The sequence below is a fragment of the Micromonospora sp. NPDC126480 genome (genome assembly GCF_040302465.1).
GTDB lineage: Bacteria > Actinomycetota > Actinomycetes > Mycobacteriales > Micromonosporaceae > Micromonospora.
The window spans coordinates 135,894-149,502 of record NZ_JBEORU010000008.1 but is presented as its reverse complement, the minus strand read 5'-3'; the positions used below and the strand labels follow the sequence as shown (position 1 = coordinate 149,502).

Genomic DNA, 13,609 nt, shown 5'->3' with positions numbered 1-13,609 from the left:
GCGGACAACGCCGAGAAGGAGACCCGACGTGGGAAAGATCGTCATCAGCGAGAACGTCTCGCTCGACGGAGTCGTTCAGGACCCGACCGGTGAGGAGGGCTTCGGGCGCGGTGGCTGGTTCAGCCAGGTCGGGGACAGAGACCGCGAAGCGTGGGCCCAGGTCGAGCGTGACGAGGCGCTGGGCGCCGAGGCGCTGCTGCTGGGCCGGCGGAGCTACGAGTTCTTCGCCGCGCGGTGGCCGTCCCGCAGGGGTGGGTGGGCGGACAGGCTGAACAGCCTGCCCAAGTACGTCGTCTCCGCGACCCTGGAAAATCCCAGGTGGAACAACTCGACGGTCCTGACCGGCGACGTGGTGACCGAAGTCTCGAAGCTGAAACAAGGGTTGAACGGGGACATCGTCGTCTACGCCAGCGGCCGGCTCGTGCACACCCTGATAGAGCACGACCTCGTCGACGAGCTGCGGCTGATGATCCACCCGTTCGTCCTCGGGGCCGGCGAGCGCCTGTTCGGCGGGACCAGCGACCAGAAACCCATGCGCCTGGTCGACATCCGAGCCGTCGGCGACGGGCTCGCCTTCCTCACCTACCAGCCCGTCCGAGACGCCTAGCTACCGCTGGAGGTCGCCGACAACCTGCCGGGCGTGGTGCTGGTGCGTGACCCCCGAGGACCCCGACGGCGGAACGCTGCGCTTCGAGCCGTACGCCTGGCGGGTCTTCGCGGCCGCGGTGAAGCGCGACTGACCGGCGGCGCTCAACTCCGGCGCGGCTTGTACGCGCTGACCGTGGCCGGCAGGCCCCGGCGGAGGATGCCGGCCCAGTCGGTGTCGCCCCGCAGCACCGCCGCGGCGGTCTTGCGGGCCTGGTCGGCGGTGAAGTGCGGCGGCAGCATCAGCTCGGCCGGGTCGACAAGGGCGTTGATGACGGTCGGGCGGTCGGCGTTGAGGGCCCGTTCCCACGCGCCGGGCACCTGGTCGGGGGAGTCGACAAGTTCGCCGCCGAGCCCCAGCACCTCCGCCCACCGGTGGTAGCCGATGTCGGGCAGCTGCTGGCTGTCCGGGAACATCGGCGTGCCCTCGCTGGACCGCTGCTCCCAGCTCACGAACGCCAGGTCCCGGTTGTTGAGGACCAGCACCACGAAGCGCGGGTCGGCCCAGCCGCGCCAGTACTTCGCCACCGTGATCAGTTCGTTGACGCCGTTCATCTGCATCGCGCCGTCGCCGATGAGGGCCACCAGCGGCCGGTCCGGGTGGGCGAACTTGGCGGCGAGGGCGTACGGCATGGCGCCGCCCATGGACAGCAGGGTGCCCGACAGGCTGGCCAGCATGCCGGGGCGGACCTGGATGTGTCGCGCGTACCAGGCGGTGGCGGTGCCGCAGTCGACGGCCAGCATCACGTCGTCGGGGAGCCGGTCGCTGAGGCTGGCGAAGAGCAGCTGCGGGTTGACCGGGTCGCCCGACTGCCCGGCCAGCTCCCGCTGCGACTGCCGCCACGCCGAGGTGTCCCGGGCGATCGTCTCCCGCCAGCGGGTCGGCCCGGGACCGGGACCCAGCTCCCGCAGCAGCGCCCGTAGCGTCGGGGCGGCGTCGCCGGTCAGGTTCACCTCGGTCGGGTAGCGCAGCCCCAGCAGGGTGCCGTCGTGGTCGATCTGCACGGCGCGGGCCTGCCCGGGCGGCGGGTAGAACTCCGAGTACGGCATGTTGCTGCCGACGATCAGCAGCCGGTCGCACCCCTGCATGAGCTGCCAGCTCGGCCGGCTGCCGAGCAGACCGATGGCGCCGGTCACCCAGGGCTCGCGGTGGTCGACGGCGGCGAACCCGAGCAGCGCCGTGGCCACACCGGCGCCGAGCCGGCGGGCGATCTCGCGTACCTCGGTCTCGGCGCCCAGCGCGCCCTGGCCGACGAGCACCGCCACCCGCTCGCCGCCGCGCAGCACCTCGGCGGCCCGGCGGACGTCGGCCTCCGGCGGCACGGTCGGGCCGCTGCTGGGCACGCTGCTGGTGTGGTAGTAGCCGTGGGCGTACGGGGGGTCGGGCACCGCCGGCTTGTCCTGCACGTCGAGGGGGAGGACCAGGGCGGTGACGGTACGCCGGGCGAGCGCCGTGCGGCACGCCCGGTCCACCAGGTGGCGTACCTGGGTGGGGTGGTCGAGCTGGGCGAGGTACGCGGCGGCGACGTCCTTGTAGAGGGCGAGCAGATCCACCTCCTGGTAGTAGCCGCCGCCCTCGGCGGTGAGCGCCGTGTGCCCGACCAGCGCGACGACGGGCTGGTGGTCGAGTTTCGCGTCGTACAGGCCGTTGAGCGCGTGGATCGCCCCCGGCCCGCTGGTGACCAGCACACAGCCGAGGGGCCCGCCGCCGTACTTGACGTGCGCCGACGCCGCGAAACCCGCGGTCTCCTCGTGCCGTACCTGGACGAACTGCGCCTTCTCGTCGGTGCGTTGCAGGGCGGAGGTCATGCCGTTGATGCCGTCACCGGGGAAGCCGAAGTACCGGCGGACGCCCCAGCAGGCCAGCCGCTGCACGATGTGGTCGGCGACCGTCGCGTTTCGGGGCAGGGACCACGGCGGGGTCGGCCGCCACCCGTCACCGTCGATGCTCACGGGCGCGGCTTTCCCCGGCCACGACGGCGGAAACACCCCGAAAGGGTGGCGCCCGGTGCGGGGAGGGGAAGCCCGCACCGGGCGTCGTAGGGAATGGTCAGCTAGCCGAGCAGGACGGGGTCAGCGTGCCGGGGCTGCCGTTGCCCTGGAAACCGAACTCCGTGGTCTGGCCGGCGCCCAGCCGGCCGTTGTAGCTCATGTTGCTGAACCGGACCGTCCCGCTGTTGGCGCTGGGGGTGGCGTTCCACGAGTTGACCAGCGACACACCGCCGGGCAGCGTCATGGTGACCGCCCAGCCGTTGGTGCCGGACGAGCCCGCCGTCACCCGGACGGTGGCAACGAAACCGCCGGTCCAGGTCTGCAGGCTCACCGAGGCGTTGCAGCCACCGGGGCCGGGCGGCGGCGTGCTCGGCGGCGGGGTCGACGGCGGCGGGGTGGACGGCGGCGGCGTGGATGGCGGCGGGGTGGTGGGCGGCGGGTTGCCGTCGTTGAGCGCGTTCAACACCGCGGTGTAGGCGGGCTTCTTGTTGCCGCTGGCGTCGAAGAGCAGCGGGTTCTGGTACGAGCGCCACGAGTCGCTGTCCCGGATGCCCCAGACGGTGATGCCGTTGCAGCGGGCGACGGCGAGGCAGTCCTCGACCACCCGGCGGTAGGTGTCCGCCGACGCGCCCTCGATGTCCAGCTCGGTGATCTGCACGTCCACGCCGAGCGCGGCGAAGCTGGACAGGGTGGTGCGGTAGTTGCTCGGGTACGGCGACTGGTTGTTGAAGTGCGACTGCAGACCGACGCAGTCGATCGGCACGCCGCGCTGCTTGAAGTCGCGGACCATCCGGTAGACGGCCTGCGTCTTGGCGTGGGTCCAGTCGTCGGTGTTGTAGTCGTTGTAGCAGAGCTTCGCGTTCGGGTCGGCGGTCCGGGCGGCCCGGAACGCCGCCTCGATCCAGTCGTCACCGGTGCGCTGCAGGTTGGAGTCGCGCCGGGCGCCGGTACTGCCGTCGGCGAACGCCTCGTTCACCACGTCCCAGGAGTCGATCTTGCCCCGGTAGTAGGTGGCCACCTGGGTGACGTGGTTGAGCATCGCCTGGCGCAGCGCGGTGCCGGACATGTTCTGCATCCAGCCGGGCTGCTGGGAGTGCCACGCGAGGGTGTGGCCGCGGACCTTCATCCCGTTGGAGCGGGCGTGGTTGACGATGCGGTCGGCGTTGGCGAAGTTGAACTGCCCCTGCTGCGGCTCGGTCGCGTCGATCTTCATCTCGTTCTCGGGCGTGACCGAGTTGAACTCGCGGTTCAAGATGCCCACGTACGTGCTGTCCGAGAGCTTGTTCGCCGCGACCGCCGCGCCGAAGTAGCGGCCCTTCTCGGCGGCCGACGCGCCCAGCGTGGTGCCGGCGCTCGCCGTCGGGGCGAGGGCGACCGTGGCGCCGACGAGGGCGCCGGTGACCGCGACCGTCAGGGCCAGGCGCCGAACGGTGCGGGCGCGGGTCGTTCGGTCCCCACGTGGGACCGGGGGGTTGCTCATGTCGATGCCTTCCGGGAAAGTCGGATGGTGGGTGCGGGTGCCGGGCCGGCGCTGCCCATCGCGCCGGGCGCGACCCGCGCAGGCCGCCCGGAGGCCTGCTGAAGATCACGATCTGGAGTGCTCATCCGCGCGGGTCGATGCTATCGGAATGTTTCCGGAAGGCTCAACCATCGACAGCGCCCGGGTTTCGCCGGAAACCGGCCGGCAGGCCACGTCGCGCCCGGAGGGGACGGCCGGAAGATTCCCGGTAACGCGGCCGGCGACGGCCGCCGCCGACCTCCCCGCGCCGTCCGGCAGAATCGTCAGGTGCCCGTCCACCTGATCACCGACCCCGACGACGACCGGATCGCCGACTACCGCGCGCTCACCGACGTCGAACTGCGGACGCGCTGGGAACCCCCGCACGGCCTGTTCATCGCCGAAGGTGAACTCGTGCTCCGCCGCGCCCTGCGGGCAGGGTACCCGCCCCGGTCGTACCTGGTCGACGCCAAGCGGGCCGACCAGGTCGCCGACCTGGACACCGGGGCCGCACCGGTCTACGCGGCCACGCCCGAGGTGCTGCGGCAGGCCACCGGTTTCCACGTGCACCGGGGCGTGCTCGCGTCGTTCCGGCGCCGTCCGCTGCCGGCCGCCGCCGACGTGCTCGCCTCGGCCCGCCGCGTGGTGATCCTGGAGGAGGTCAACAACCACACCAACCTGGGAGCGATCTTCCGGGCCGTCGCGGGTCTCGGCGTCGACGCGGTGCTGCTGTCGCCGACCTGCGCCGACCCGCTCTACCGGCGCAGCGTACGGGTCAGCATGGGCGAGGTGTTCGCCGTCCCGTACGCCAAACTCGACCCCTGGCCCGACGCGCTCGCCGAGGTCCGCGCCGCCGGATTCACCGTCCTGGCGATGACCCCCGCCCCGGACGCGGTCCCGATCCAGCACCTCGACGCCGCCCAGCGGGCCCGGGCCGCGCTGCTGCTCGGCGCCGAGGGCGCCGGCCTGACCCGGGCCGCGATGGACGCCAGCGACGTGCGGGTGGTGATCCCCATGCGGCGCGGCGTGGACTCGCTCAACGTCGCCGCCGCCACCGCCGTCGCCGCCTGGGAACTGGGCCGCGACGACCCCCTCTGACCTCGCCCGTTGCGACGGGCGGCGGTAGCGTGTCGCCGTGTTTCCCACCGTCCGTGAGGTCCTCGCGCTGGAACCGGTGCGCCACGGCGCGCCGCGCCTGGTCGCCGGCGACGCCGGGCTGGACCGGCCGGTCCGCTGGGTGCACGTGGCCGAGGTGCCCGACATCGCCACCCTGCTCGGCGGGGGCGAGTTGGTGCTCACCACCGGGATCGGGTTGCCGGCCGACGACGCCGGCCTGCGGGCGTTCATCAACGGCCTGGCCGACGTCGGGGTCGCCGGTCTCGTGGTCGAGCTCGGCCGGCGGTACGTCGGCGCAGTGCCCCGCGTGATGGCCGCCGCCGCCGACCGGCGCGGGCTGCCCCTGGTGGAGCTGCGCCGGACCACCCCCTTCGTCCGGGTCACCGAGGCGGTGCACGCACTTATCGTCGACGCGCAGCTGACCGAGCTGCGGGCCACCGAGGAGATCCACCAGCGCTTCACCGAGCTGTCGGTGGAGGGCGCCGGACCGAGTGAAGTGGTCCGGCAGGCCGCCGAGCTGTCCGGCTGCCCGGTGGTGCTGGAGAACCTGTCCCGGCAGGTGCTCGCGTACGACCCGGCGGGGCAGAGCGCGGAGCTGCTCCTGGACGGCTGGGAACAGCACTCCCGGCGGGTCCGGCCGGCCGGGCGGACGGCGTACGACGCCGACAGCGGCTGGCTGGTGACCACGGTCGGCGCCCGGGGCCAGGACTGGGGACGGCTGCTGCTGCGCTGGCCCGGCGACGGCGAACTGACCTCCGGGCGCGGTGCGCCGGGGCACGCGCGGGTCGACGAGCCGGCACCGGTCCCCGGCCGTACGCCCGACACCCCACCCACCCGGCTCACCATCCTGGTTGAGCGGGCCGCCTCGACTCTCGCGCTGGGCCGGCTCATCCGCCGGGACGCCGAGGGCCTCGAACGGCAGCTGCACCGCACCCTTTTGACGGCGCTGCTCGACCACTCCCGGCCGGTCGACGAGGTGGCGCTGCGGGCCCGGGCCCTCGGCGTCGTGCTGGAGCGGCGGCACCTGGTGGGCGTGGTGGTCCGGTACCGCGAGGACGCACCCGGTGTCGAACCGGCCGGCGACGGGCTCGCCGCGGGTGGGCCGGAGGCCGGGCCGGCCCGGTTGCGGGACCTCGCCGAGGCGGTCGGTCACGCGGTACGCGAGGCGAACCTGACCGCCCTCACCAGCGCCCTCGACGACCAGGCCGTGGGCGCGCTGCTCGCCGTGCCTGACGCCACGGCCGAGGAACGCTCGCTGGCGGCGTTCGCCACCGCCCTGCGCCGGCACCGCCCGGAGGCGTTCGCCACCCGACCGAGCGACCTGCCCGGCGGGGCGGCCGTGCCCGGCGAGCCTGGGTGCACCGTCCCGCCGCCGCGGGCCGGTGACGCGAGCGGGCCCCCCGCTCCGGCCGGTGCCGTGGTCATCGCCGCCGGCTCGGGCGTCGGCAGCCTCCGGGAGGCGCGACGCTCGCTGGTCGAGGCGCGGCAGGTCGCCGACGCCGCCCGGCGCGACCGGCGGGACCTGCCGGTCTTCCGGCTGCCGCACGTCGGGCTCGCCGGACTGCTGCACCTGCTGCGGGACGAGCCGCGCCTGCAGACGTTCGTCGAGCGCGAGCTGGGCGCCCTGCTGGCGTACGACGCGCAGCACCCCCGGGAGCAACTGCTCGGCACGCTGCGCGCGTACCTGGAGCAGGGCCGCAACAAGACCGCGGCGGCGAGCGCGGCGCACCTGTCCCGCCCGGCGTTCTACGAGCGCCTGGCCCGCATCGGCCGCATCCTCGACGTCGACCTCGACTCGGTCGACGCCTCCCTGAGCCTGCACGTGGCCCTACTGGCCCTCGACGCCATCCGCACCCCCTGACCCACCCCGTCCCGCGCACGTTGATCAAGAGGTTTTGGTCCTGATTCAACCTTGACCACGACCAAAACCTCTTGATCAACCGCCTTCGGGTGGGGGCTAGAGGGCGTTCAGGGTTTTGAGGTACTGGGCGGGGGTGTGGGTGGGGCCGCCCGGGGTGAGGACGTCGGAGGTGGCGGCCGCGCTCCAGGCGGTGTCGGGTACGGCGTCGATGAGAGCGCGGACCACCGGAGCGTCGCGCCACTGGTCCTGCTCGGCGAGCAGGCTCAGCGCCACCACCGACTCCTCGACCTCGCCGACGCACTCGAACGGCTTGTGCCCGTCCACGCCGAGCAGCTCCCGGTAGCCGGGCAGCTGCTCCGGATCGGCGAGCAGATCCCCGCCGAAGATGTGGGTGATCCGCTCGCGCGGCATGAACGGCGCCAGGGCCAGGAAGACGAACCGGCACTTCGGGCAGTTACGGCACCAGCGCTCGGTCGCGCCGCGCAGCTTGAACGCCGCGTTGCAGCTGGTCACCACGTCGTCGTAACGGTCGATGGTCGCGAACAGCCGGGCGATGTGCAGCTCCGACAGCTGGCGCAGCAGCGAGAAGTACGGGTCGCTGAGCCCGGCGTGCTCGCCGAGCGCCGCCCGCAGCAGCCCCTCCGCCTCGACGCCCTTGGACCACTGGTGGTTGATCTCGTGCCCGTCCCACACCAGGTTCGGGTCGGAGGCGGAGCGCTCGTTGGACATCACCACCGGGCCGAGGCCGTTCAGCACCGCCGTCGCGACCGCGATCAGGGAGTTGATCGCGGTGACCGGGATGTGGCCGTTCAACGCGCCCGCCGCGTTCAGGTCGAACAGCACCGGGTCGATCCGCCGCCGCGCGGCCAGCGCCGGCAGCCCGGAGGCCGCGTTGACCGACTCGATCACCCGATTCGGGTTGACCGAGAACGGCACCGGCTCGAACCCGCCCCGGCGCAGCGCCTCCAGACTCACGATCGAGTCCTTGCCGCCCCCGACCGCGGAGAGCGGCCGCCGGCCGTAGGTGTCGTACCCGACGGCCGGCGCGACCTCACCGGCCGGTACCTCGGGACGCAGCTCCAGCACGTGCGGCAGCGCGTTGCGGTACGCGTACTCCCCGAGGCCCTTGGTGTAGACGGCCGTGACCAGTGCGACGGCGGCCGACCCCAGCGGCGCCGGCAGCACCAGCCGGCGCGGCGCGGCGGTCTTGTAGTAGCTGACGCCAGCGACCACGTGCAGCAGTTCCAGGACCCGGCCCAGCGTCGCCACCTGCTCGTCCGACGGCGGTGCCGCCGGCAGCGGGAGCGTGACCACCTCGGTGAAGCGCTGCTCGCCGTCGGGCCCGGTCAGGGCGTAGTCGAACAACGCCTCCCCGGTGGAGAGGTCGATGGAGTAGGACGGGAAGGTGAAGGCGTCCATCCGCCGCGGCTGCTCGTTGGGCACACGCCATACTAGGCCCTGGTTCGTCCGCCGTGCCCGAGTGCGCCGGACCCCGCCCGCCGACGTCGCCGACACCCGAGGAGAGCTTGTGCGCCTGTCTGACCTGCGCGGACGCAAGGTCGCCGTCTGGGGGACCGGCCGGGAGGGCCGGGCCGCGGTGATCGCGATCGCCGCGCACGGCCCGGCGGACCTGGTCGCCGTCGACGACAGCGGTTCCTTCCTCAGTCTGCCCTGGGACGGCCCACTCGCGGAGGCGGCGCCGCTGGTCACCGGCGAGGCGGGCTTCGACCGGCTGGCCGCCGCCGACGTGGTGGTCCGCTCGCCCGGTGTGCCCAACACGCATCCGTGGATGGTCGAGCTGCGAAGCCGGGGCATGCCGGTCACCCAGGGCACCGCACTGTGGATGGCAGACCACGCGGCGCGGACCGTCGGCGTCACCGGCAGCAAGGGCAAGAGCACGACGTCCAGCCTGATCAGCCACCTGCTCGCCGCCGTGGACCGGCCCAACGTCTTCGGCGGCAACATCGGCGTGCCGACGCTGGACCTGCCGGAGGCCGAGCTGTACGTGCTGGAGCTGTCCAGCTACCAGTGCAGCGACCTGACCGACTCGCCCCGGGTCGCCGTGGTGACCGCGCTGTTCCCCGAGCACCTCGACGCGCACGGCGGCGAGCGGGAGTACTACCGCGACAAGCTCAACCTGCTGGCCCACCACCCGCAGACGATCGTCGTCAACGGCGCCGACCCGAGGCTCGCCGCCGAGCTCGGCGACCGGCCGGCCGTGCGCGCCGGAACCCCGGACACCACCCACGTGGCGAGCGGCCCGGACGGCACGCCCTGGTTTTACGACGGCGACCAGCCGCTCTTCCCGCGGGCGGTGCTGCCGCTCGTCGGCCGGCACAACGAGGGCAACCTCTGCGTGGCGCTGGCGGTGCTCGACGCGCTCGGCGTCGACGTGGCCGCCCGCCGGGACACCCTCGCGGTGGCGGTCGCCGAGTTCCAGGGCCTCGCCCACCGGCTCACCGAGATCGCCGACCCGTCCGGGCTGACCTTCGTCGACGACACGCTCGCCACCAGCCCGTACGCGGCGATGCACGCCATCGACGCGTACGACGGGCGGCCGCTCACCGTGATCGTCGGTGGCACCGACCGGGGCCTGGACTACGCGCCGCTGCGCGAACACCTCGCCGAGCGGGAACTCACCGTGATCGGGATCCCGGACAGCGGGCCACGCATCGTCGCGGCGCTCGACGGGCTGCCGAAGGTGCGTTGCGAGGCGGTCGAGGACCTGGTCGAGGCGGTACGGCTGGCCCGGCAGGTCACCCCGGCCGGCGGGGTGGTGCTGCTCTCCCCGGCCGCGCCGAGCTACGGGCGGTTCCGCAACTTCGAGCACCGGTCCGAGGTGTTCGCCGAGGCGGTACGCGACAGCGCTGGCTGAAGTGTTAAGAGGGGGCCCCTTTACAACGCCAGGCGTTAACAAGGGGCCCTTCCTTGCACAGGGTGCGCATCGCGCGGATCGCCGAGCGGATCTCCTGCAGGTAGCGGCCCGCGGTGAGGGTCGGCTCGGGCAGCACGGCCACGTCGGGCAGGGCGGGGTCGACGCCGACCGTCTCGATGCCGCAGCCGTGCGGCAGGGCGAGGGTGCGCAGCGCGTCGCAGTGCTGGAACGGCACGTAGATCGGTGCGGTCACCAGCAGCACCGGGTCGCCGGGGGCGAGCGCCACATGACCGGCCCAGAACCGCTGGGTGTCGGCGGTGTGCGCCCGACGCCGCTCCGGCTCGCTCGACGGGGCGGCCAGCACGCGTACCGGCGGCAGGCCCCGGGGCCGGTACGTGCGCGACGACCATGAGTGGTGCGGGTGGCCGGCCTCGTGCCCGTCCTCCTCGGCCGGCGCGGGCACCCCGAACACCCACCGCACCGCGAGGTCCAGCACGTCGACCTCGGTCGCGCAGGCCGGCAGGCCGGCATCGGCCAGGGCCCGCCGCTCCACCTCGGACAACGGGCGGAGACTGCCGAGCACGGCCAGCTCGCCGCTCGCCGAGACGCCGGCGCGCAGCAGGTGCGCGGCGTACGCCACCCGCCGTAGGCAGGCGTGCGCCAGACCGCCGAGCACCACCAGGTGGGCGTAGTCGGGTCGGGCCGGCGGGACCGGGTGAACCAGGCCGAGCGCGGCGGCGGCGTCGAGGACCAGATCCCTGGTGTACGGGTCGAGGGCCGGCTCGCGGGCGTCCGGGCGTTCCCGGCCGGCGCGGAAGTCCCAGTGCCGGGCGGTGAAGTCGTCCAACCCGTCGAGCAGAGCCGGCAGGTCACCGGCCGGCCAGGCTCCTCCGAAGTGCGTGACCAGGGACCGCAGCGGCGCCGACCCGATCCAGGCCCGGACGCCGCCGACCAGTTCCGTGGCGGACGTCCCGGGCTGCCCGCTCGGCAACGCCACCCCCTGGCTCCGCACCCACCGGATGCTACCGATCAGTCCGCCACACTCTCCGTAGATCTTGGACAGTTTCCGCTCGCGTGGAACGGAAAGTGTCCAAGATCTACGGCTGGCGGACGCGCAGATGCCGCTGGCCGGCACCCGGGTTCGGGTGCCGGCCAGCGGCGTGGTTCCCCCTGTGAGGAAGGTCTGTGGTCAGCTGTTCCAGTGCTCGGCGACGAGGTCGGCGGCCTGCTGCTCCCACTGGGCGTAGTGGTCGGGGTAGGCCGAGACCTGCACGGTCTGCGCGGCCACGGTCAGCGGCATGTCCTGCCAGCCGTCGACCTGCTTGAGGCCCTTGAGGAACGCCATGGTCGAGTACTCGGGGTCGGTGATCTGCTCGACCGTGCCCCACCCGCTGGACGGGCGCTGCTGGAACAGGCCCTGCGAGTCGTGGTCGTTGCGCTCACCCAGGTGACCCAGGTTCTCCAGCTTCGACTCCTGCAACGCCGTGCCGATCGCGACCACGGCGGCCCGCTCGTCCATGCCGGCCTTCTTCGTCGCCGCGATGATCGCCTTCACATTCGCCACCTGCTCATCGGACAGGTCGATCCGCGACTGCGCACCCTGCACACCATGCGGAATCAGCTTGCCCATGTCCGGCTTGTCAGCCTGCACCGCCACAGCGGCGGCCGGGCTGCTCGCCATCGCGGCGGCGGTGGTGTCGTGGTTCAGCGGGCCGGCGACCATGCCACCGGCGAACGCCAGACCAGCAACACCCAGAACGCTCTTACGAAAGATCGTGTTCATGACGGAAGCTCCATTCGGGGGATTGGCACCACGCCACAAGGGGGGACGGCAGTGGTGCAAGCACCATCCGAGGCGCTCACAAGACTTGGGGGAAGAACCCGGCCGGGGCGGGGGGACGCCCTACACGGTGCCGGGTCCAGATGTAACGACCGACCGGCCGACATCATTCCGGCCCACCGCCAACGGGCCCGAAGCCCACGCGGTCCTACTCGATCGTCCACGTGATGTAACGACCCCGAGCCCGCCACCATTCCGCCGACCGGATGCCCCCGACCACACCCCGGAACCGGACACCGACCCCAAAGTTCATCGCGGAACCGGACACCACGCTCGATCTGGCACCAGGCCCGGCCAAGCCCGCGCCGGCCCGGACCGGGCGCCGGGCGCCGTTGACGTGGTGTCAACCGAATGACCCCGGTGCGCTACACAGTGCCAGTTGTCCCCGACGCGCCCCGGTGAGAGCGTGCGAAGACCCCTACCGCGCTGAGAGGTGCACGATGACCGTCGACGACCTGCTGGCCCGGCACCGGGCCGTGCTCCCGTCCTGGATGCCGTTGTACTACGCCGAACCGATCGAGCTCGTCTCCGGCGAGGGCCGGCGGGTGACCGACGCGCAGGGTCGCACCTACCTGGATTTCTTCGGCGGGGTCCTGACGAACATGATCGGGTACGACATCCCGGAGATCCGAGCGGCGGTGGAGCGCCAACTGCGGACCGGGATCGTGCACACCTCCACCCTGTACCTGATCCGGCAGCAGGTGGAGTTGGCCGAGAAGGTGGCGCGCCTGTCCGGCATCCCCGACGCGCGGGTGTTCTTCACCAACTCGGGCACCGAGGCCAACGAGGCTGCGCTGCTGATGGCCACCAACCACCGTCGTTCGCACCAGATCCTCGCCGTCCGCAACAGCTACCACGGCCGGTCGTACGCGGCGATGGGCGTCACCGGCAACCGCGGCTGGTCGGCCAGCCCGCTCAACCCGTTGCAGGTGGCCTGGCTGCACTCCGGTGAGCGGCTGCGCGGGCTGCTCGCCCGGCTGCCGGAGGCGGACCGGATCGACGCGGCGGTGGAGGACCTGCGCGAGGTCCTCGCCACGCAGACCGCCGGTGACGTGGCGTGCGTGATCGCCGAGCCGATCCAGGGCGTCGGTGGATTCGTGCACGGCCCGGACGGGCTCTTCGCGGCCTGGAAGAAGGTCCTCGACGAGCACGGCATCCTGCTCATCTCCGACGAGGTGCAGACCGGCTGGGGGCGTACCGGCGAGCACTTCTGGGGTTACCAGGCGCACGGCGTCACCCCGGACCTGCTGACCTTCGCGAAGGGCGTCGGCAACGGGTTCGTCCTCGCCGGTGTGGTCGGGCGGGCCGAGGTGGTCGAGTCGGTGCCGGCGATCAGCTTCTCCACGTTCGGCGGGAACCCGGTCTCCACGGCCGCCGGCAACGCGGTCCTCGACTACCTGCTCGACCACGACCTTCAGGCCAACGCGGCCCGCGTCGGCGCGATCCTCGCCGACGGCCTGCGGGCCGCGGTGGGCGGGCTTCCGGAGGTCGCCGAGGTACGCGGCAAGGGCCTGATGCTGGGCGTCGAGTTCGTCCGGCCGGGCACCGGCGAGCCGGACCCGGCGCTGACCACCCGCGTCTTCGAGGCGTGCCGGGCCGGCGGTCTGCTCGCCGGCAAGGGCGGCCTGTACGGCAACGTGCTGCGGATGGGCCCGCCGCTCACGCTGACCGAGGACGAGGCCCGCGAGGGCCTGGCCATCCTGGTCGACGCGATCCGCTCCTGCGTCGCCCAGGCGGTGCCGGCGTGAGCGCGAGGAGTGAGCCGGGTCTGCGAGCCCCGCA

The 13,609-nt window shown here is 72.9% G+C and carries 10 protein-coding genes; 5 read left to right on the top strand and 5 right to left on the bottom strand.

Going from position 1 to position 13,609, the window contains the following annotated elements; all coding sequences use genetic code 11:
• Positions 1 to 28: 28 nt before the first annotated feature.
• Complete coding sequence (locus ABTW87_RS10380; protein ID WP_350650505.1) at positions 29 to 607, top strand: dihydrofolate reductase family protein; 579 nt, start codon at positions 29 to 31, stop codon at positions 605 to 607.
• A 143-nt stretch (positions 608 to 750) separates the two neighbouring features.
• Here ABTW87_RS10380 and ABTW87_RS10375 read toward each other — a convergent pair whose 3' ends face one another.
• Positions 751 to 2,598, bottom strand: coding sequence for a thiamine pyrophosphate-requiring protein (locus ABTW87_RS10375; protein ID WP_350650504.1), 1,848 nt, complete (start codon positions 2,596 to 2,598; stop codon positions 751 to 753).
• A 97-nt stretch (positions 2,599 to 2,695) separates the two neighbouring features.
• A complete protein-coding gene (locus tag ABTW87_RS10370; protein WP_350650503.1) occupies positions 2,696 to 4,117 on the bottom strand; it encodes an endo-1,4-beta-xylanase in 1,422 nt (473 codons plus the stop codon).
• 240 nt (positions 4,118 to 4,357) lie between these two features.
• Between ABTW87_RS10370 and ABTW87_RS10365 the strand changes: the two genes are divergently transcribed.
• A complete protein-coding gene (locus tag ABTW87_RS10365; protein WP_350650559.1) occupies positions 4,358 to 5,233 on the top strand; it encodes a TrmH family RNA methyltransferase in 876 nt (291 codons plus the stop codon).
• Between the two features lie 37 nt (positions 5,234 to 5,270).
• Positions 5,271 to 7,112, top strand: coding sequence for a PucR family transcriptional regulator (locus tag ABTW87_RS10360; protein WP_350650502.1), 1,842 nt, complete (start codon positions 5,271 to 5,273; stop codon positions 7,110 to 7,112).
• Between the two features lie 96 nt (positions 7,113 to 7,208).
• Here ABTW87_RS10360 and ABTW87_RS10355 read toward each other — a convergent pair whose 3' ends face one another.
• Positions 7,209 to 8,555: a MurL-like N-terminal domain-containing gene (locus tag ABTW87_RS10355; RefSeq protein ID WP_350650501.1), complete on the bottom strand. Its 1,347-nt coding sequence runs from the start codon at positions 8,553 to 8,555 to the stop codon at positions 7,209 to 7,211.
• Between the two features lie 85 nt (positions 8,556 to 8,640).
• Here ABTW87_RS10355 and murD point away from each other — a divergent pair, with 85 nt between their 5' ends.
• On the top strand, positions 8,641 to 9,987 hold the full coding sequence (gene murD / locus ABTW87_RS10350; protein ID WP_350650500.1) for a UDP-N-acetylmuramoyl-L-alanine--D-glutamate ligase: 1,347 nt from the start codon (positions 8,641 to 8,643) through the stop codon (positions 9,985 to 9,987).
• Positions 9,988 to 9,991: 4 nt separating this feature from the next.
• On the opposite strand, the gene ABTW87_RS10345 is transcribed toward murD, so the two are convergent.
• Positions 9,992 to 10,999, bottom strand: a complete 1,008-nt coding sequence (locus ABTW87_RS10345) for a hypothetical protein (RefSeq protein WP_350650499.1) — start codon at positions 10,997 to 10,999, stop codon at positions 9,992 to 9,994.
• Between the two features lie 177 nt (positions 11,000 to 11,176).
• Entirely contained in the window at positions 11,177 to 11,770 is a 594-nt protein-coding gene (locus tag ABTW87_RS10340) for a hypothetical protein (RefSeq protein ID WP_350650498.1), read from the bottom strand.
• 497 nt (positions 11,771 to 12,267) lie between these two features.
• Between ABTW87_RS10340 and ABTW87_RS10335 the strand changes: the two genes are divergently transcribed.
• On the top strand, positions 12,268 to 13,575 hold the full coding sequence (locus ABTW87_RS10335) for an aspartate aminotransferase family protein (protein ID WP_350650497.1): 1,308 nt from the start codon (positions 12,268 to 12,270) through the stop codon (positions 13,573 to 13,575).
• Positions 13,576 to 13,609 lie beyond the last annotated feature (34 nt).